Source organism: Kumtagia sp., from assembly GCF_059502445.1.
Genome location: NZ_JCACER010000096.1, coordinates 124,652 through 143,784, shown reverse-complemented (window position 1 = coordinate 143,784; position 19,133 = coordinate 124,652). Strand labels below are relative to the sequence as shown.

Genomic DNA, 19,133 nt, shown 5'->3' with positions numbered 1-19,133 from the left:
CCGTGCCGACGGGACTGACTCGAAACGGACCCGGGTTGAAACATGCCGCGAAGCAAGCGCAATGAGGCCGAGCTGCGCATCGGCACCTCCGGCTGGCATTATGCCGGCTGGTGGGGGCCGTTCTATCCGAGGGAGGTCAGGAAGAAGGACGCACTGGACTATTATTCGACGAGATTCGACAGCACCGAGCTCAACGCGCCTTTTTATCGAACACCGACCGAGAAGGCGGTGGAGAACTGGTTCGACACCGTGCCCGGCGACTTCCGCTTCGCCTGGAAGGCGTCGAAATTCATCACGCATTGGCGCCGGCTCAACATCGACGCGCATTCGATGGAGCTGCTGGACTCACGCGTGAAACTGCTGCGGCAAAAACTCGGGCCGGTCCTGTTCCAGCTGCCGCCGCGCATGGCGGTCAACCGTGAGCGGCTCGCTCGCTTCCTCGACCGATTGCCGAAAGGGCGGCTACACACCTTCGAGTTCCGCCATCCGAGCTGGTACGAGAAGCCGGTCTTCGAGCTGCTGTCCGACCATAACGCCGCGCTCTGCCTGTCCGACCATGCCGACGCGCCGGCGCCGCTCGAGGTCACGGCGGACTGGGTGTATATTCGCAACCATGGTCCGAGCGGCCGCTATCATGGCAGCTACAGCGACGAACAGCTCGCCGGCTGGGCCAGGAACATCCGCAAATGGCGCCGGCAGGGGCGGGGCGTCTGGTGTTTCTTCGACAACGACGTGAAGAGTGCCGCGCCGGCGGATGCGCAGAGGCTGAAGGAGTCCCTGGCGTAGGCGCCGCTTCGTGGCGGGGCGAAATCGCTGCCGTGCCGTAGTGCGCATGGTCTGCCGTCGTGGCATGGAGGCCGCTCGCCAGTTCCGGCGGCTCGAGCAAACGATGGTGGAAAAGGTACGGGACACTTCGGGGATGCCGCTGGCGGCGCTGGCCGGCATCATCGCGACCGTGTCGGTATTCGCCATCGCGCAGGGGCTCACCTATCCGCTGCTCAGCTTCATCCTGCTGCGCGAGGGTTATTCGCCGGCCATGATCGGCGCCTCGGCGGCAATGACGCCGCTCGGGTATATCGTGTCGGCGCCGTTCATCCCGTGGCTGTCGCGCCGTTTCGGCGCCGGACCGCTGACGGTCGGCTGCGCCGGCCTGGCGACGCTGATGCTGGCGGCCATCGGCTGGACACAGGACGTCTGGCTGTGGTTCCCGCTGCGCTTCCTGCTCGGCTTCTTCGCCAACCCGCTCTACGTGATCAGCGAGACCTGGATGATCGCGATCGCGCCGGCCGCCAAGCGCGGCCGGATCATGGGCATCTACACCTCGATCGTGTCCGGCGGTTTTGCCCTCGGCCCGCTGACCCTCACCGTGGTCGGCACGCAGGGCTGGCCGCCTTTCCTCGTCGGCATCTGCGCTTTCCTGGTCTGCGGGCTGATTCTGGTGATCGTGCTGCCGCGCCTGCCGGACATGCAGGACGAGGCGCATACGACTTCGGTGGGCGGCTTCGCCATGCTGGCGCCGCTGCTCTTGTTCGCCGTGGCGGCGGCCGCGGCCTTCGAGCAGGGATTGCTGTCGTTGTTTTCTGTCTATGGCGCGAGCTACGGCACGCCGGAGCGGACGCTCGCCTCGCTGCTCGCCGTCTTCATCGCCGGCAACATAGCGCTCCAACTTCCTCTGGGCGCGCTGGCCGAGCGCATCGGCGCGCGCCGGGTGATGCTGCTCTGCGCGGTCGTCGCCGTGCTCGGCTGCGCGCTGCTGCCGCTGCTGCTCGCGACACCGCTGATCTGGCCGATGGTATTCGTCTGGGGCGCGGTGGCCTTCGGCATCTACACCATGGCGCTGATCGAGCTCGGCGAGCGGTTTTCCGGCGCCATGCTGATCACCGGCAACGCCGCCTTCGCTCTGTTCTGGGGTATCGGCGGCATCGCCGGGCCGCCGGTGACCGGCGCCGTCATGGACATCGCCGGCGTGCAGGGCCTGCCGCTGGCGCTCGGGCTGCTCTGCCTCGGCCTAGTCGTCTCCATTCTCATGCGTTCCCGAGACCGGGCATGACGGCGGCGCAGGAGACGCAGCCGCGCTGGTCGGCGCTGATGGGAGTGACCGCCGCGCTCGCCATGTTCGGCATGGCGCAGGGACTGAGCTACCCGCTGTTCACGCTGCTGATGCAGAGGCAGGGCCTGTCGCCGGCGCTGATCGGCACCTCGGCGGCGATGATGCCGCTCGGCCTCATCCTCTCGGCCTCATTCGTGCCATGGGCGGTGCGAACATTCGGCGCGCGCAACGTTGCCGTCACCTGCGCGCTGGTCGGCGCATTCTGCTTCTTCCTCATCGGCTCCATGCAGAACTGGATCGGCTGGTTCGTCATCCGCTTCCTTCTCGGCTTCGTCATCAACCCGCTCTACGTGCTCGGCGAAGTGTGGGCGCTGGCGCTGGCGCCGCCGGGCAAGCGCGGCCGCGTGATGGGCGTCTTCAACGCCGTCATGGGTGCCGGCTATGCCGTCGGCCCGCTGTCGCTCACCATGATCGGCGTCGAAGGCTGGCCGCCCTTCCTCATCGCCATCGGCGGCTTTCTCGCCTGCGGCGCCGTCCTACACCTGGTCTCTTCCGGCCTTGCCGGCTTCGAGGGCGAAAGCGGGCAGGCGGGCGGCGTCTTCGGCTTCGCCATGATCGCGCCGGCACTGCTGGCCGCGGTGCTGTCGTCGTCGGCCGTGCAGCAGAGCACCTACTCGCTGACGCCTGTCTTCGGGGCAGCCTATGGCCTTCCGGAGGCCGTGCTCGCTTCGTTGATCACGGCGCTCTCGCTCGGCAACATCGTTTTGCAGATCCCGCTGGGCCTCGCAGCCGAGCGGCTGGGCGGCCGCACCATGATGCTGGCCTGCGCGCTGGCGACGGCATGCTGCGCGCTGCTGCTGCCAACCCTGGTCCTGACGCCGGCGGTATGGCCGCTGCTGGTGGTGATGGGAGGCGTGGGCTACGGCGTCTACACCATGGCGCTGGTCGAACTCGGCAACCGTTTCCACGGTACGACGCTGGTGACCGGAAACGCCGCTTTCGCTCTCATGTGGGGACTGGGCGGCATCGTCGGCCCGCCGACCTCGGGTGCCCTGATGCAGGCCATCGGGCCGCTTGGCCTTCCTGTCGTCATCGCCGGACTGAGCAGCCTGCTGGTCACCTTCGCGCTATTGCGGTCATTGTCGCGGCGGTCTTGAACGTTCCTGCCAAGGTCGACTACAGTCCTCTCATGCGCGACGGCCATTCCTGCTGCGACCGACATGCCTCGACGCCTTCGCGGCGCACGATCCATGTCGAACTGCTTCGGCTGTGCGCCCGGATAGGCTATTCGCCGCCCGCCGCCGCTCGCTGAATTCGTCCCGGCATCCGCCGGATCAGTTCAAGTCGAGAGGCCAAACTCATGACCTACCAGAACTATTCGCTGAAACAGTTGCAGCAGATCGATGCCGCGCATCATCTGCACCCGTTCACCGACCACAAGGACCTGCGCGCCGCCGGAAGCCGCATGATCGTGCGGGCCGACGGGCCGTTCGTCTACGATTCCGAGGGCAACGAGATCCTCGACGGCATGGCGGGCCTGTGGTGCGTCAATATCGGTTACGGCCGCAACGAATTGGCCGAGGCCGCCTACCAGCAGATGAAGGAGCTGCCCTACTACAATTCCTTCTTCCGCTGCACCACGCCGACGCCGACGCTGCTTGCCAAGAAGATCGCCGAGCTGGCGCCGAGGGGGCTGAGCCAGGTGTTCTTCGGCTCTTCGGGTTCTGAGGCTAACGACACGGCGCTGCGGCTGGTGCGCCATTTCTGGGCGCTTGAGGGCAAGCCGGAGAAGAACCGCATCATCTCGCGCAAGATGGCCTATCACGGCTCCACCGTCGCCGGCACGTCGCTCGGCGGCATGGAGGGCATGCACGGCCAGCTCGGCGGCGCGGTGCCGAACATCGTGCATGTGATGATGCCCTATGCGTTCGAGCTGTCGCTGCCGGGCGAGAGCGACCATGATTTCGGGCTGCGCGCCGCCAGGGCGGTGGAGGACGCGATCCTTGAAGCCGGTCCGGACAAGGTAGCCGCCTTCATCGGCGAGCCGGTCATGGGGGCGGGGGGCGTAAAAATCCCGCCGGCGAGCTATTGGCCGGAGGTGCAGCGCATCTGTCGCAAATACGACGTGCTGCTCATGCTCGACGAGGTGATCACCGGCTATGGTCGCACCGGCCATTGGTTCGCCGCCGAGACCTTCGGCGTCGAGCCGGACACAATCACGACGGCGAAGGCGCTGACCTCGGGCTACCAGCCGCTGTCGGCCCTGCTGGTCGGCGACCGCATAGCCGGCACGCTGCAAGAGAAGGGCGGCGAGTTCTATCACGGCTACACCTATTCCGGCCATCCGGTGGCCTGCGCCGTGGCGCTGAAGAACCTCGAGATCATGGAGAAGGAGGGGCTGGTCGAGCGGGTGCGCGACGACACCGGTCCTTATTTCGCCGAGATGCTGCGCGAGCGCATCGGCGGCCACCCACTGGTCGGAGAGGTGCGCAGCGTCGGCCTGATGGGCGCGATCGAGATCGTCGGGGACAGGCGCACGCGCGAGCGCTTCCAGCCCGTCGGCAGCGCCGCCGTCCTGGTGCGCGACCATGCCATCGGCCAGGGCATGATGATGCGGGCGACCGGCGACACCATGATCCTGTCGCCGCCGCTGATCTGGACGCGGCAGACGATCGATCTCGCCGGCGAGCGTATCGCCAGGGCGCTCGATCTCGCCGAGGCCGACCTGCGCAAGGCGGCCTGACGCCGACAAGGGCGGGCGCTGCTGCCCGCCCATTCTTCAACGAAAGGTCAGGAATGTCGGGTAAATCGCTGCTTCCGTTGATTGAATACGAAATGGCCGGTGAGGAGGTGCGCGCCGTCTACGACGACATCATGGCCACCCGCAACACCGACTGGATCAATAATTTCTGGAAGGTGCTGGCGCATGATCCGGCGCTGCTCAAGCGCACCTGGGACTCGATAAAGCAGGTGATGGCGCCGGGCGCGCTCGATCCGCTGACCAAGGAGCTGGTCTATATCGCCGTGTCGGCCAGCAATGGCTGCGAATACTGCACCTACTCCCACACCGCCTCGGCGCGCGCCAAAGGCATGACCGATGCACAGCTTATGGAACTGCTTGCGGTGGTCGGCATGGCCAACGAGACCAACCGGCTGGTGAACGGCCTCAAACCGCCGGTCGACGTGCAGTTCGAGCCGCACGAATGAAGGGGAGGCGAGCCATCAAGCGGAAAGCCGGGATTGCCACCGACCTGATGCTTGCCCCGCTCGTCATCGGCATGCGCGTGCCGCTGCTGGTGGCGGAAGCCGGCGCCTATGCGGCCGGGCCCGGCAGCGAGACGGCGCGGGCCGTTTCCGAGAAGGCAGCCGCCCTGGCCGAAGGCATGGCCGCGGCACAGATGGAGATCGCAAGCGCGGCCCTGCGCTTCTGGCCCGAACTGCTGTCCGGCAGGACGCCGTCGCTTATGAGCGGCATGGCCGCAGACCGGGCGATCCAGGCGGCGATGAAACCGGCGGGGCGCAAGGTCAAGGCGAACTATCGAAGGTTGAGCAGCCGCAAAGGCTAGCCGATGCATGCCCCGTTGGAGAGGGGGGACCTACAGGCGGCAGCTATCTTCGAGCAGTGCGACAGTGCAGCGTCCCGCCGCGGCGGCGACAGCAAAAACCGCGCCGTTCCGCCGAGCGGAAAAGCGCGGTCTTGCCAAAGTCACGCACGGCATACACGGACGCAATACAGCGCGAGAAACCTGGCTCCGGTACGCGAGACCTGATCCGGAGCGTGAGAGCGGCTGCGACAACCGATCTGTCTTCTCTTTTAAGCCGACAATGTTACCGCGCGGTTATCGAGACCTTAAGCAAAGCTGAATCGGGCGTTTTCGCGGTAGCCGGCTGGTTGGATCGTTTGCCGGCATCAACTCGTAGCAAGAGCTGGTCGGGTACGCTCTCTGGCACCGGATCGGCACGAAATCAGCCGATGTCGCCGCGCAGCATGCGGATGATGCCGGAGAAATCCATGTCGCCGTGGCCCAGGCCGGAGAACAGCGCATAGAGCTGCGAGGCCTGTGCGCCGAGCGGCGTGGCCACGCCTGACGCCTGGGCGGCCTCCTGCGCCAGCTTGAGGTCCTTCAGCATCAGCGCCGCGGCGAAACCCGGCTTGTAGTCGCGGTTGGCCGGCGAGGTGGGCACCGGGCCCGGAACCGGACAATAGGTCGTCATCGACCAGCACTGGCCGGACGACGTCGAGGCCACATCGAACAGCGCCTGGTGCGACAGGCCGATCTTCTCCGCCAGCACGAAGGCTTCCGCGACGCCGATCATCGAGATGCCGAGGATCATGTTGTTGCAGATCTTCGCCGCCTGGCCGGCGCCGGCCTCGCCGCAATGCACGATGCGGCCGGCCATGGGTTGCAGGATCGGCTCGGCCCTGGCGAAGGCTTCGGCGCTGCCGCCGGCCATGAAGGTGAGGGTGCCGGCGGTGGCACCGCCGGTGCCGCCCGAGACGGGCGCGTCGATCGAAGGCAGGCCGCGCCGCGCCGCGATCGCATGGGCCCTTCGGGCCGAGTCGATGTCGATGGTGGAGCTGTCGATCAGCAGGGCGCCCTCCGCCACCTTTGGCGCGATGTCCTCGTAAACGGAGATGACGTGCTTGCCGGCCGGCAGCATCGTGACCACGACCTCGGCGCCCGTCACCGCGGCCGCCGCATTGGCCATCACCGTCACGCCGCTCTCGCGCGCCCTGGCAAGATTGTCGGGCACGAGGTCGAAACCCTGCACGGCATGGCCGGCCTTCACCAGATTGGCGGCCATCGGATTGCCCATATTGCCGAGGCCGATGAAAGCGATGGTTGGCATGGTAGTGGTCCTTCAAGATTGGCAATAGGCAGTAGGCAGTAGGCAGTAGGGTCGGTCAGCGGGCCGGTGGGCGCCGACGGCAGAAGAAGCACGATCGGGGTCCTACTGCCGACTGCCTATTCCCTACTGCCTCCCGTTTGCCTACTGCCTCCCCAGCAAATTCCTCGCCACGATCACGCGCATGATCTCGTTGGTGCCTTCGAGTATCTGGTGGACGCGCAGGTCGCGCACCAGCTTCTCGACGCCGTAGTCGTGCAGGTAGCCGTAGCCGCCATGGATCTGCAGCGCCTCGTTGGCCACTTGGAAGCCGACATCGGTGACGAAGCGTTTGGCCATCGCCGACCATTTGCCGGCTTCCGGGCTCTTGCCATCGAGCCGCGCCGCGGCGGCATAAAGGAAGACGCGGGCCGCCTGCAGCTCGGTCTCCATGTCGGCCAGCTTGAACTGCAGCGCCTGGAATTCCTTGAGCTGCTTGCCGAATGCCTTGCGCTCGCCGGCATAGGCGACCGCCTTGTCGAGCGCCGCCTGGGCGCCGCCGAGCGAGCAGGCGGCGATGTTGAGCCGGCCGCCGTCGAGACCCGCCATGGCGATGGAGAAACCGGCGCCTTCGCCGGACAGGCGGTTGGCCGCCGGCACCCGGCAGTCGGAGAAGATCACCTGCCGGGTCGACTGCATGTGCCAGCCCATCTTGCTCTCGACCGCGCCGAAGGAGAGGCCGGGCGTGTCCTTCTCGACGACAAGCGTGGAGATGCCTTTCGGCCCGTCGCCGCCCGTGCGCACCATCACCACGTAGATGTCGCTGTCGCCGGCGCCGGAGATGAATTGTTTCGTGCCGTTCAGCACATAGTGGTCGCCGTCCAGCACGGCGCGGGTCTTCAGCGCGGCCGCATCCGATCCCGATCCCGGCTCGGTCAGGCAGTAGCTGGCGAGCCATTCCATCGAGGTGAGCCTCGGCACAAAGCGCCGGCGCTGCTCGTCATCGCCGAAGCGGTCGATCATCCACGCGCCCATATTGTGGATGGAGACGAAGGAGGCGAATCCCGGGCAGGCGCGCGACAGCGCCTCGAACACCAGCACGGCATCGAGGCGGCCGAGGGCGGAGCCGCCGACATCCTCGCGCACATAGATGCCGCCGAAGCCGAGCGGGCCGGTCTCCCTGATCACGTCGGCGGGAAAATGCCGGCTCTTGTCCCATTCCAGCGCGTTCGGCGCGACCCGGTCGGCCGCGAACGCCTCCGCCACCTCGCGGATGGCGCGCTGGTCCTCGTTGAGGTCGAACTGGATGGCGGCAGGATCGACTGCGGCGTCCATGGCGTCCTCCCTGACGTTTTTGGCTATGCCTTGCCGCCAATCTAGACCAATGATGCCGCCGCGCAACCGCGACCGGACGCGAAGCGGCTGTGCAAGAAATAGAGAGCGGGATTTGCATGGCGGCCATGACGGAACAACTCCTGCATGCGTTCCGGGGTTATCTGTTTCATCGGGCTGACGACGTGCCGCGGCGCTTCACGGCCGATCTTCTGCCGGCGACGAAGGAACGCGACCTTGCGCCGAAACGGCTGCCCTGTCTGCGTCATCTCGGCCGCTGTCATGATCTGGCACCGCCTGCCGCACGGGCGCTGACCGGTGCGTTGCTGGTTCAGGCGGACAGCCTCGCCTGGGGCCAGACCTATACCGCCGCCGATTTCGAACGGAGTTTCATCGACAATTACGGCTGGCTCGAACTTTTCGGCACGCGCGGGCATTTCGTGAACGATGATGTCGCGGCCGGATTTCTCGTGCTCGGGCCGAATCTGGTTTATCCCGACCACCATCATGTCGCCGAAGAGATCTACATCCCGCTGACGGATGGGACGGGGTGGCGGAAAGGCGAGGGCGGGTTCGTGACCAGGAAGGCCGGCGAGGTGATCCACCATCCTTCAAACATAAACCACGCCATGCGCACCGGCGACGATCCGCTGCTGGCCATCTATCTCTGGCGCGGCGGCCCGCTGGCCCAAAGATCCGTTATCGGCGGCAGGAACGTTTGACTATGGCACGCGCCGTCATGCTGCAGGGCACCGGCTCGGACGTGGGCAAGACAGTGCTGGTCGCCGGCCTCTGCCGCGCCGCGCTCAGGCGCGGGCTGAAGGTGCGGCCGTTCAAGCCGCAGAACATGTCGAACAATGCCGCCGTCGCCGACCTTCCCGGCGAGCCGGGCGGCGGCGAGATCGGCCGGGCGCAGTGGCTGCAGGCGATCGCCTGCGGCGTCGCGCCGACGGTGCACATGAACCCGGTGCTGCTGAAGCCGCAGAGCGACATCGGCTCGCAGATCGTCGTCCAGGGCAAAGTCTACGGCCAGGCGAAGGCACGGGACTACCAGGCGCTGAAGGCGAAGCTGATGGACGCCGTGATGGATTCGTGGCGGCAGGTCGGCGAAGGCGCCGATCTCGTCATCGTCGAGGGCGCCGGCTCACCGGCCGAGATCAACCTCAGGCCGCGCGACATCGCCAATATGGGTTTTGCCACCCGCGCCGGCGTGCCGGTTATCCTGGTCGGCGACATCGACCGCGGCGGTGTCATCGCCTCGGTCGCCGGAACGCATCTCATCCTGCCCGAGGAGGACCGGGCGACCATCGCCGGCTATCTCATCAACAAGTTCCGCGGCGACGTCTCGCTGTTCGACGACGGGATCAAGGCCATCGAGCGCTTCACCGGCTGGCGCTGCTTCGGCGTGGTTCCATGGCTGAAGGCGGCGGCGCGGCTGCCGTCGGAGGATTCGGTGGTGCTGGAACGGCTGACCGCTGGCGAGCGCAGGGCGCTCAAGGTGGCGGTGCCGATGCTTGCCCGCATCGCCAATTTCGACGATCTCGACCCGCTGCGCGCCGAGCCGCAGGTAGAGGTGGCGTTCGTGCCGCCGGGCCAGTCGCTGCCCGCCGATGCCGGGCTGGTGGTCATCCCCGGCTCGAAATCTACCATCGGTGACCTCGTCGAGTTCCGCCAGAACGGCTGGGACCGCGACCTTGCCCAGCACCGCCGCCGCGGCGGCTACGTGGTCGGCATCTGCGGCGGCTACCAGATGCTCGGCCGGACCGTGCGCGATCCCGACGGCATCGAGGGCCGTCTTCGCGAGGCCGAAGGCCTCGGCCTGCTCGACGTCGAGACGGTGATGGAGCCGGAAAAGACGGTGCGCAACGTCGCCGCCCGGTCGCTCGCCTTCGACGCGCCGCTTTCGGGCTACGAGATCCATCTCGGCCGCACCTTCGGCCCCGACTGCGCGCGGCCTGCGACCGTCATCGATAATGTGCCGGACGGTGCCAGTTCAGCCGACGGAAAGGTGTTCGGCACCTACCTGCACGGCCTGTTCTCGGCCGACCTGTTCCGCGCCCGCTTCCTCGAAAGTCTGGGCGTGCGCGGCGGCGGCGTCGACTACCGGGCCGAAGTCGAGCGCGCATTGGACGAGATCGCGGCGGAGTTGGAAAAACACCTCGACTGCGACGCGATCTTCGGACTGGCGCGCTAGAGCGGAATCCGGTCAAGATGGACCGGAATTCCACTCTATCTATTTGTTTGTCGCATGATCTTTGTCCGAAAAGTCTGCAACTTTTCGGGATCATGCTCTAGCGCCTCGTATTCGGCGGGTTCTCTTCAAACCACGCGACTATCGCCGGCATGTTTGTCTCGAAGCCGCCGGGAACGAAGACGTTGAACAGCCCCGCCGGCTCGTCCGTGCGGTTGGCGAAATTGTGCGTGGTACCCGCCGGAATGAAGAAGAACGAGCCACGTGGCGCGTCGACCCAGCTATCGCCGACCAGCAGGGAGACGGTGCCTTCGACCACGTAAAAAATCTCGTCATTCGCCGCGTGGCTGTGCGCGCCGGGACCCGGGCTGTTCGGCTCGATCCACCATTCGGACACGCTGTAGCGGTTGCCGGTCTCGGCGCCGTCGGCCTTGAAGACGGCGCGCATCGCCGGCATCGCGTAGCTGCGTCCTTCGCCGGGCCGCAGCACGACCGGCTTGAGCGGTGCGGTAGCGGCGGTCGTCGGCATCGTGCTCACGCCTTCTCGTGCGCCTTCGGCCAGTAGGTGCCGAACGACCAGACATTGCCTTCCGGATCGGCGCAGATGAAGTCGCGGCTGCCGTAGTCGCGGTCCGTCGGCTCCTCGAGGATCTTTGCGCCCGCCGCCTTGGCACGGGCGTAGACCGCATCGGTGTCGGAGACGGCGATGTAGGTGCTCTTGCCGGCATTGTCGCCCGGCCCGCCGACCATCGCGCCATAGGCGTCGTCGCGGACGCTGCCCAGCATGATCATCGACGAGCCGAGCGTCAGCTGGGCGTGGGCGACGAGGTCGCCGTCCATATATTTGGCGTGGACGGCGAAGCCGAACGCCTTCTGCAGCCAGTCGATCATTCTTGCGGCGTCGCGGTAGCGGAAGGTGGGGTAGATGCGCGGGGGCTCGATCGCGGTCGTTTCGGCCATGGTTTCCTCCTGTGCCGGATGCATTGCGATAAGCCACATTGGGCCGTCGCGGTTGCGCCGTCTTGAAGGAATGTAACCCGCTCAGGCCAGCCCGGCCCGCCACGCGGCGGGTGTCAGGCCGGCCAGATCCTGGAATTCACGCGTCAGATGGGCCTGGTCGGCATAACCGCAGTCGGCCGCGATACCGGCCCAGTTGCAATTTCCGGTGCGCGCCGCGGCGAGCGCCCGGTTGAAGCGCACGATGCGCGCCACCGATTTCGGCCCGAGCCCGATCTCGGCACGAAATCGCTCCGCCAGATGTTTCCTGCTCCATCCGGCGCGGGCGGCAAGCCGCGACACCGGCGCCCGGCCGCCCGAAGCATCAATGCCGGAGAAAACCTCACGCACCTCTGCGGACGGCGTTTTGCCGGCGCCGATGCGTGACGACACGAAATCCACGGCAAGCGCGAAACGGCCTTGCCAGTCCGGCGTGTTGCCGAGGCGCTCGCGCAAGGCCAGCCCAGCGTTGCCGAGCACGTCGTCCAGCAAGATCATGCGGTCGGCAAGCTCGTGCATGGGCATCCTGAAGAAACGCCGCGCACCGAGTGGCGAAAAGTCGATCTGCAGGCAAGCCGAGGCGCCGAAGGATTCGATCAGCACCGGGCCGGCATAGAGGCCGGCGGCGAAGCTGGCGATGCGATCGGCTTCAGTCGGGGGACGGCCCAGGCCGATGGCAAAGGGTTCGCCGAAGCTGAGGATCAATGGAACGGTCAGCGACGCCGGCTCGCGCATACGGATGTGCCGCCGCGCCGTTTCTCGGTAGCCGGTCATGCGGGAGACTATGCCGTCCAGAGGGCCGCGGGGCCGTATCTCGACCAGTTCGGTGCCGGCCGGCGGCGAAAAGAGCGGCTGTATGGTTGACGACATCGGGGCTCTCGACCTCCGGCAAGGTACCAAGCGGCCGGCGTGGCGTCAAAGTGCCCTCAAAGGCCCAGCATCACCCTCAACGGATGCGCCGGGTCGGCAAGCAGGCGGACGGCGAGGGCGACGCAGGTGACCACCAGCAGCGGCTTTATGATCCTGGCACCCTTGCGTACGGCCAGCCCGGCGCCGACGCGCGCGCCAAGGATTTGCGCCACACCCATCAGCAAGCCGATCTTCCAGAAGACCGCGCCAACCAACGCGAAGGCGGCGAAGCTGCCGATGTTGGAGGCAAAGTTGAGCAGCTTGGTATGCGCCGTGGCCTTGAGCAAGCCGTAGCCGGCCAGGCTGACGAAGGCCAGCATGAAGAAGGAGCCAGTGCCCGGGCCAAACACGCCGTCATAGAAACCGATCGCCGGAACGATCGCCGCGCCGAACACAAAGGGCGTCATGCGCTCGGCGCGGTCGACGTCGTCCATGTTGGGCTTGAGCGCGAAATAGAGCGCGATGGCGATCAGCACGAAGGGGAGCGCGATATGCAGCCATTCGCCCGGGAGCACGCTGGCGAGCAGTGCGCCCGCCGCACCCCCGGCCAGCGACAACAGCGCCGCCGGCGCCTGCTTTCGCAGGTCGACCTGTCCCTTGCGGGCATAGGTGAGCGTCGCTGCGCCGGTGCCGAACAGGCCTTGCAGCTTGTTGGTGCCGAGCGCGTCCACCGGCGGCAGCCCGGCAAGCAGCAGCGCCGGGATGGTGATCAGTCCGCCGCCGCCGGCGATGGAATCGACGAAACCGGCCAGGAAGGCGGCCGCCGCCAGCAGTGCGAGTATCTCGAGAGAAAGGTCGACCAAAGGAAAGCCGTTCCGCGTTAGCGAAGTCGCGCGCTTCGACCACATGGAACCCATTTGCGCAAGGCCGATTTCGCGCTACGAAGGACGACATCAAGCACGCGGAGAACGCAGGATGGCGATGGGGTTGCTGGCGCGGGTGCGGACGATCTTCGAGGGCGATCCCGGCGTGCGCAAGGTCGCCGACGATCCGGCGCTGACCGCCGAGCTGTTGCTGCTCTTCCGCATGATCCTTGCCGACGGCGTGGTCAGCGACAGCGAACTGGAGACCTTCCGCCGCATCTGCCGTGAGGGCTTCGGCATCGGCGAGAACAGCATCGACGGCGTCGTCGAATTCCTCAACGATTTTGGTTACGAGACCAGCGGCACGCAGGCGCTGTCGCTGTTCCAGGAGCTCGACCTCGACCGCCGCAAGCTGCTTGCCCGCCATATGGCCGACATCGCCAAGGCCGACCACAAGCTTGCCGAAAAGGAGGTGCGGCTGCTGCGCCGCACGCTGGAGCTGCTGGGTCTCAGCCCGGTGGACGTGGTGAAGGATCAGACCTGACCGGGGGACGTCCGGTCAACCCTGCTCGCGCATCTTCGTCGCGATCGCCCGGCGCAGATCCGGCGCCGCGGCGACCAGGGCCCTGGCGGCCTCCGACCGCGGATCGTCGAGCACCGCGGCAGTCTGACCCCGCTCGACGATGCGGCCTTCATGCATCACCAGTACCTCGTCGGTGATGGCCCGCGCCACCGTCAGGTCATGGGTGATGAACAGATAGGCGACGCCTAGCGTCCGGTTCAGCTTGGAAAACAGGTCGAGGATCTGGGCGCGGATCGATACGTCCAGCGCCGACACCGCCTCGTCGGCCACCACCAGCTTCGGCCGGGTTATGATGGCGCGCGCGATCGACAGGCGCTGGCGCTGGCCGCCGGAGAATTCGTGCGGGTATTTTTGCATGTCGTCCGGCTTCATGCCGACCTGATGCAGCGCCTCGGCGACCAGCTCGCGCCGCGTCGCCTTGTCCGGCGCCGGCCTCAGCAGGCCGAGCGGCTCGGCGACAAGCCGCTCCACCCGGTGGCGCGGGTCGAAGGAGCCGTAGGGGTCCTGGAACACGATCTGCACGGCGCGGCGGGCCGGCAGAAGCTCGGCCTCGCTCTTGCCCGTGATTTCCTCGCCCTCCAGCCGGATGGTGCCGCCGCTCGGCCGCTCCAGAGCGAGGACCAGCCGGGCGAGGGTAGATTTGCCGCAGCCCGAGCGGCCGACCAGCGCCGTCGAACGGCCCGGCGCAAGGGTGAAGGAGACGTCGTCGACAGCGCGGAAGGGTTTCGGCTTGGAAAACAGCGAGATGCGGGCGCCGGGATAATCCTTGCGGAGATTTTCGACGGAGAGCAGCGGTGCAACGTCCTCTCCCCCCTCGAAGGGGAGATGGCCCGAAGGGCCGGAGGCGGTGCGGGCGGCAGTGCGCCAGCTTTCGAACCCAGACTCCGGCGTGGTTTTCCCTGCAGCGCGCCAACCTTCGGCAACCCCCTCCGCCGCCTTCGGTGGCACTTCCCCCTCAAGGAAGGAGGAAATGCGTCGCCCCGCCGGCACATGCATGGAAGCCAGCGCCAGCTGGCGCGTATATGGGTGCACCTGCGCCGACAGCGTCGCGGCCGTCTCGCCGGTCTCGAGAATCTCGCCACCACGCATCACCGCGATGCGATCCGACATCTCCGTCACCACGGCGAGGTCATGCGAGATCAGCAGAAGGCCCATGCGGTTCTCGGCGACCAGTTCGCGCAGCAATTCGAGAATCTGCGCCTGCAGCACGACGTCGAGCGCCGTGGTCGGCTCGTCGGCGATCAGCAGCTTCGGCTTGAGCGCGCAGGCGATGGCGATGACGACGCGCTGGCGCTGGCCGCCGGAGAGCTGGTGCGGATAACGCGACAGCGGGAATTTTTGCGACGGCAGGCCGACGCGGTCGAGCATTCTTGCCGCGCGCTGCTCGGCCTCGGCGCGGCTGGCGCCGGCGTGCCAGCGGATGCCCTCGGCCACCTGCTCGCCGATGGTCTTCACCGGGTTCAACGCCGTCATCGGCTCCTGGAAGACCATGCCGATGTCGTCGCCGCGCAGCCGGCACATCGCCGCCTCGTCGGCCTTGAGCAGATCGGTGCCGTCGAAGCGGATGCTGCCTCGTGCCTTCGCGGCATCGGGCAGGAGCCGCATGACGGCGAGCGCCGTCATCGACTTGCCGGAGCCGGATTCGCCGACGAGGCCGAGCACCTCGCCGGGCTCGATCGACAGGTCGACGGCTTTCAGGATCGGCGTCTCGTCGATCGACAGCGACAGGTTTTCTATGGCGAGCAGGCTCACCGCCGCCGCCTCAGCTTCGGATCCAGCGCGTCGCTGACGCCGTCGCCCAAAAGGTTGAGGCCGAGCACGGTGATCATGATGGCGAGGCCGGGGAACAGCGCCTGCGTCGGCGCCACCATCATGCGCGTCTGCGCGTCGAACAGCATGCGTCCCCAGCTCGGCATCGGCGGCTGGGCGCCGAGCCCGACATAAGACAGGCCGGCCTCCGCCAGGATGCCGAGCGCGAACTGGATGGTGCCCTGCACGAGGAGCAGCGTGGCGATATTTGGCAGGACATGCTCGAGCGTGATGCGCGTCTTGCCCTTGCCGGCGGCGCGGGCGGCGAGGATGAATTCGCGCGGCCAGATCGCCAGCGCGCCGGCGCGCGCGACGCGGGCGAACACCGGGATGTTGAAGATACCGATGGCGATGATGGCGTTGACGGCGCCGGGGCCGAACACCGCGGTGATCATCACCGCCGACAGCAGCGCCGGAAAGGCGAACACGACGTCGTTGAAGCGCATCACAAAATCGTCGAGCCAGCCGCCGCGCGCCGCCGCCAGGCAGCCGAGCGGCACGCCGAGCCCCATGCCGATGCCTACCGCGACCAGCGCCACGGCGATCGAGTTGCGCGAGCCGACCATGATCATGGAGAGCACGTCGCGGCCGAAATGATCGGTGCCGAACCAATGGGCGGCCGAAGGCGCCAGCATGCGGTCGCCGACGACGAGCTTCGTCACGTCGTAGGGCGTCCAGAAGAAGGAGACGAGGGCCATCAGCGCGATCAGCGCGGTGACGATGAAGCCGGCGATGAACGAACGGCTGGCCAGCGCACGGGCGAGGAAGGCGGAAAGGCCGTCGCGGGGGATGAAGGCGGAAGGGAGATAGGTCATCGACCCTCCTTGGGAGGGGGGTGCGAAGGAGCGCGAGCTGTTCGCGAGAAAATGACAACACCCATCACCGCGCCCTCAGCCTTGGATCGACGACCGCATAGGAGATGTCGACCAGAAAATTGACGGCGACCACGGTCGCCACCAGCAGCATCACCACCCCCTCGACCACGATCAGGTCGCGCTGGGTGATGGCCTGGAAGACCAGGCGGCCGAGGCCGGGGAGATAGAAGACGTTCTCGATGATGATGGTGCCGGCGAGCAGGAAGGAGAACTGCAGGCCGACGATGGTGAGCACCGGAATGAGCGCATTGCGCAGCGCATGCCGCCATAGCACGGTGCCGAAAGGCAGGCCCTTGGCGCGGGCGGTGCGGACATAATCCTCGCCGAGCGTCTCGATCAGCGCCGAGCGGGTGACGCGCGCCAGAATCGCCGCCTGCGGCAGGGCCAGCGCGACCGCCGGCAGCAGCAGCGCCTTCAAGGCCGGCCATATCCCGGCGCTCCAGCCGGGAAAGCCGCCGGCCGGCACCAGCCTGAGCCATACCGCGAAAAGGTAGATGAGCAGCAGCGCGAACCAGAAATTCGGGATCGCCACGCCGAGCTGCGCCGCGCCAATGCTGAGGGCATCGCCGGCGCGGCCGCGCCGCTGCGCCGCGAAGGCGCCGGCGGGGATGGCGATCACCACCGAGAGCGCCAGCGATATCAGCGCCAGCGGCAGCGACACGACGATGCGCTCGACAATCAGATCGATGACGGGGACGGAGTAGGTGTAGGAGCGGCCGAAATCGAGCGTCGCCATGCCGGCCACCCAGTCGAGATAGCGAACGGGCAGGGGGTCGTTCAGGCCCATCTCGTTGCGAAGCGCCTCGAGCGCGTCCGGCGTGGCGTTCATGCCGAGCATCAGCCTGGCCGGATCGCCCGGGATCACTTCCAGCATGGCGAAGACGACGAGCGAGGCCGCCAGCAGGGTCACAAGGGCGACCAGCAGGCGTTGAGCCAGGTAGGCGATCATAAGGGCGCCGACGCCTCCCTCCCCCTTGAGGGGAGGGTCGGCGCGAAGCGCCGGGGTGGGGTCGGTGCGGAAGCATGGGGTGCAAAGAAGGGCCGTCGAGCCCGGCCGCGGCGACCCCTCCCGGCTCGCTTCGCTCGCCACCCTCCCCTCGAGAGGGAGGGAGACGCCGGAGCTAGTCGAGCCATTTGACTTTCGTCAGATCGTTCGCCTGGATCGGCGAGTTCTCCCAAAGCCCCTCCAGCTTGGCATCCCAGACGCCGATCTTCGGCAGTTCGAACAGAAAACCGTTGACGGCATCGTCGGCGAGAATTTTTTGCGCCTGCTTGTAGAGCTCGGTGCGCTTAGCCTCGTCGGAGGTGAGGTTCAGTTCCTCGATCACCTTGTCGAAGGCCGGGTTGTCGTAGTTGAAGTAGTAGTCCTTGCGCGAGTAGATATCGATGTCGTTGGGCTCGGTGTGCGAGACGATCGACAGGTCGTAATCCTTGTCGGTGAAGACCTGCTTCAGCCAATCGGCCCATTCGACCGGGATGATCTGCAGATCGATACCGACGTCGCGCAGCTGCGAGGCGATGATCTGGCCGCCGTCGCGGGCATAGGGCACCGGCGGCAGCTTCAGAGTCGCCGAAAAGCCGTTCTCCAGGCCGGCCTGCTTGAGCAGTTCCTTAGCCTTGGCGAGGTCGTGCGGGTAGGTGCCGGTCAGGTCGACGTAGGCCTTGTTGGCCGGCGAAAAATGCGAACCGATCGGCGTGCCGATGCCTGAGGAGGCACCGTCGATGATCGCCTTGCGGTCGATGGCGTGGGCGATCGCCTGGCGCACCTCGAGCTTGTCGAAGGGCGGCTTCTTGTTGTTGGTGGACAGGATCGTCTCGCCCTCGGTGGAGCCGAGCACCACCTTGAAGCGCGGGTCGGACTGCATCTGCGGCAGAGCGTCGCCGATGCTGGCATTGGGAATGGCCTGGATGTCGCCCGAGAGCAGCGCCGGGATCTGGGAGGCGGCGTCCGGCACGATACGGAACTCGGCACGATCGAGCGCCACCGGCTCGCCCCAGTAGTCGGGATTCCTGACGATGGTGATCGCCGAGCCCTTCGCCCAGTTGTCGAACTTGAACGGCCCCGTGCCAACCGGCTTTTCCTTGTTGGTGGCGGCACTTTCCGGCGCGACGATGACAGCGTCGCCCCAGCCGAGATTGTAGAGGAAGGAGCCCTGCGGCTGCTTCAGCGTCACCTTGACGGTTACGGGATCGACCACCTCGACCGTATCGATCGCCGCGAACAGCGCCTTCTGCGCGTTGGTGGAATCGACGGCGCGGGCCCGGTCGAGCGAAAACTTCACGTCCTCGGCGTCGAAATCGGTGCCGTCGTGGAATTTCACTGTGGAGCGCAGCTTGAAGGTATAGGTCCTGCCGTCGTCGGAGATCGCCCAACTGTCGGCGAGCGCCGGCAGGACCTCGCCGGACGGGCCGATTCGGGTCAGGCCCTCGAAGACATTGGCATAAAGCACTTCGTCGATCGCCGCGGCCGCGCCGGCTGTCGGATCGAGATGCGGCGGCTCGAGCTGCATGCCCAGCACGAGATCGGTACGCGCTGCCAGCCCGGTGCTTGTGCCGAACAGCGTCAGCGTTGCTGCGGCGGCAAGAATCGTCCACGCTTTCATCGGCCGGGCTCCCTCCTGAAGCATTGCCTGCGGATAGAAGCGTGATTTTCCACGCGAGTAAATCGGCTTTCGGTTCGACAAGGCGGGTGTGCGGGAATTCGGTTTCCCGCTTTTCACGCGGCGGTAGTCTGCCGGTCGCGCCCGCCGGCTCGCCG

General features: G+C 66.7%; 19 protein-coding genes. 9 read left to right on the top strand and 10 right to left on the bottom strand.

What is annotated here, in order from left to right:
• The first annotated feature begins 42 nt into the window (after window positions 1-42).
• The 6 genes from AC5JDC_RS24905 (at window position 43) to AC5JDC_RS24880 (ending at window position 5,616) form a co-directional block, all read left to right on the top strand.
• The gene (locus AC5JDC_RS24905) at window positions 43-786 is read left to right on the top strand and encodes a DUF72 domain-containing protein (RefSeq protein ID WP_495845557.1); all 744 of its coding nucleotides are present in this window, start codon (window positions 43-45) and stop codon (window positions 784-786) included.
• Between the two features lie 103 nt (window positions 787-889).
• On the top strand, window positions 890-2,050 hold the full coding sequence (locus tag AC5JDC_RS24900; RefSeq protein ID WP_495845555.1) for an MFS transporter: 1,161 nt from the start codon (window positions 890-892) through the stop codon (window positions 2,048-2,050).
• The gene (locus AC5JDC_RS24895) at window positions 2,047-3,207 is read left to right on the top strand and encodes an MFS transporter (RefSeq protein WP_495845553.1); all 1,161 of its coding nucleotides are present in this window, start codon (window positions 2,047-2,049) and stop codon (window positions 3,205-3,207) included. The genes AC5JDC_RS24900 and AC5JDC_RS24895 overlap by 4 nt, the downstream gene beginning before the upstream one ends.
• Before the next feature lie 203 nt (window positions 3,208-3,410).
• Entirely contained in the window at window positions 3,411-4,793 is a 1,383-nt protein-coding gene (locus AC5JDC_RS24890; protein ID WP_495845551.1) for an aspartate aminotransferase family protein, read from the top strand.
• Window positions 4,794-4,885: 92 nt separating this feature from the next.
• Complete coding sequence (locus AC5JDC_RS24885; RefSeq protein WP_245428411.1) at window positions 4,886-5,257, top strand: carboxymuconolactone decarboxylase family protein; 372 nt, start codon at window positions 4,886-4,888, stop codon at window positions 5,255-5,257.
• Window positions 5,254-5,616, top strand: a complete 363-nt coding sequence (locus AC5JDC_RS24880) for a hypothetical protein (RefSeq protein WP_495845549.1) — start codon at window positions 5,254-5,256, stop codon at window positions 5,614-5,616. The genes AC5JDC_RS24885 and AC5JDC_RS24880 overlap by 4 nt, the downstream gene beginning before the upstream one ends.
• A 400-nt stretch (window positions 5,617-6,016) precedes the next feature.
• Here the strand turns inward: AC5JDC_RS24880 and mmsB are convergent, their stop codons facing one another.
• Entirely contained in the window at window positions 6,017-6,901 is an 885-nt protein-coding gene (gene mmsB, locus AC5JDC_RS24875; RefSeq protein ID WP_495845546.1) for a 3-hydroxyisobutyrate dehydrogenase, read from the bottom strand.
• 141 nt (window positions 6,902-7,042) lie between these two features.
• Window positions 7,043-8,212: an isobutyryl-CoA dehydrogenase gene (locus AC5JDC_RS24870; protein WP_495845545.1), complete on the bottom strand. Its 1,170-nt coding sequence runs from the start codon at window positions 8,210-8,212 to the stop codon at window positions 7,043-7,045.
• 116 nt (window positions 8,213-8,328) lie between these two features.
• On the opposite strand from AC5JDC_RS24870, the gene AC5JDC_RS24865 reads away from it, so the two are divergent.
• Complete coding sequence (locus AC5JDC_RS24865; protein WP_495845543.1) at window positions 8,329-8,931, top strand: dimethylsulfonioproprionate lyase family protein; 603 nt, start codon at window positions 8,329-8,331, stop codon at window positions 8,929-8,931.
• Between the two features lie 2 nt (window positions 8,932-8,933).
• Window positions 8,934-10,403, top strand: coding sequence for a cobyric acid synthase (locus tag AC5JDC_RS24860; RefSeq protein ID WP_495845541.1), 1,470 nt, complete (start codon window positions 8,934-8,936; stop codon window positions 10,401-10,403).
• A gap of 97 nt (window positions 10,404-10,500) precedes the next feature.
• On the opposite strand, the gene AC5JDC_RS24855 is transcribed toward AC5JDC_RS24860, so the two are convergent.
• The 4 genes from AC5JDC_RS24855 to AC5JDC_RS24840 form a co-directional block, all read right to left on the bottom strand.
• Window positions 10,501-10,929 carry a cupin domain-containing protein gene (locus AC5JDC_RS24855; protein WP_495845800.1) on the bottom strand — a complete coding sequence of 143 codons (429 nt, stop codon included), beginning with the start codon at window positions 10,927-10,929 and terminating at the stop codon, window positions 10,501-10,503.
• Window positions 10,930-10,934: 5 nt separating this feature from the next.
• Window positions 10,935-11,360, bottom strand: a complete 426-nt coding sequence (locus AC5JDC_RS24850) for a VOC family protein (RefSeq protein WP_495845540.1) — start codon at window positions 11,358-11,360, stop codon at window positions 10,935-10,937.
• An 81-nt stretch (window positions 11,361-11,441) separates the two neighbouring features.
• The gene (locus AC5JDC_RS24845) at window positions 11,442-12,131 is read right to left on the bottom strand and encodes a helix-turn-helix domain-containing protein (protein WP_495845538.1); all 690 of its coding nucleotides are present in this window, start codon (window positions 12,129-12,131) and stop codon (window positions 11,442-11,444) included.
• A gap of 191 nt (window positions 12,132-12,322) precedes the next feature.
• Complete coding sequence (locus AC5JDC_RS24840) at window positions 12,323-13,108, bottom strand: TSUP family transporter (protein WP_495845535.1); 786 nt, start codon at window positions 13,106-13,108, stop codon at window positions 12,323-12,325.
• A 112-nt stretch (window positions 13,109-13,220) separates the two neighbouring features.
• Between AC5JDC_RS24840 and AC5JDC_RS24835 the strand changes: the two genes are divergently transcribed.
• Window positions 13,221-13,652 carry a TerB family tellurite resistance protein gene (locus tag AC5JDC_RS24835; protein ID WP_495845534.1) on the top strand — a complete coding sequence of 144 codons (432 nt, stop codon included), beginning with the start codon at window positions 13,221-13,223 and terminating at the stop codon, window positions 13,650-13,652.
• A gap of 15 nt (window positions 13,653-13,667) precedes the next feature.
• Here the strand turns inward: AC5JDC_RS24835 and AC5JDC_RS24830 are convergent, their stop codons facing one another.
• From AC5JDC_RS24830 to AC5JDC_RS24815, 4 genes are all read right to left on the bottom strand, one after another.
• Window positions 13,668-15,443 (bottom strand): ABC transporter ATP-binding protein, encoded by a 1,776-nt coding sequence (locus AC5JDC_RS24830; protein ID WP_495845532.1) that lies wholly within the window; start codon window positions 15,441-15,443, stop codon window positions 13,668-13,670.
• Window positions 15,440-16,315, bottom strand: coding sequence for an ABC transporter permease (locus AC5JDC_RS24825; protein WP_495845530.1), 876 nt, complete (start codon window positions 16,313-16,315; stop codon window positions 15,440-15,442). Before AC5JDC_RS24825 ends, AC5JDC_RS24830 begins: the two co-directional genes overlap by 4 nt.
• 64 nt (window positions 16,316-16,379) lie before the next feature.
• A complete protein-coding gene (locus tag AC5JDC_RS24820) occupies window positions 16,380-17,324 on the bottom strand; it encodes an ABC transporter permease (RefSeq protein WP_495845528.1) in 945 nt (314 codons plus the stop codon).
• 172 nt (window positions 17,325-17,496) lie between these two features.
• Window positions 17,497-18,978, bottom strand: coding sequence for an ABC transporter substrate-binding protein (locus AC5JDC_RS24815; RefSeq protein ID WP_495845526.1), 1,482 nt, complete (start codon window positions 18,976-18,978; stop codon window positions 17,497-17,499).
• Window positions 18,979-19,133: the final 155 nt, after the last annotated feature.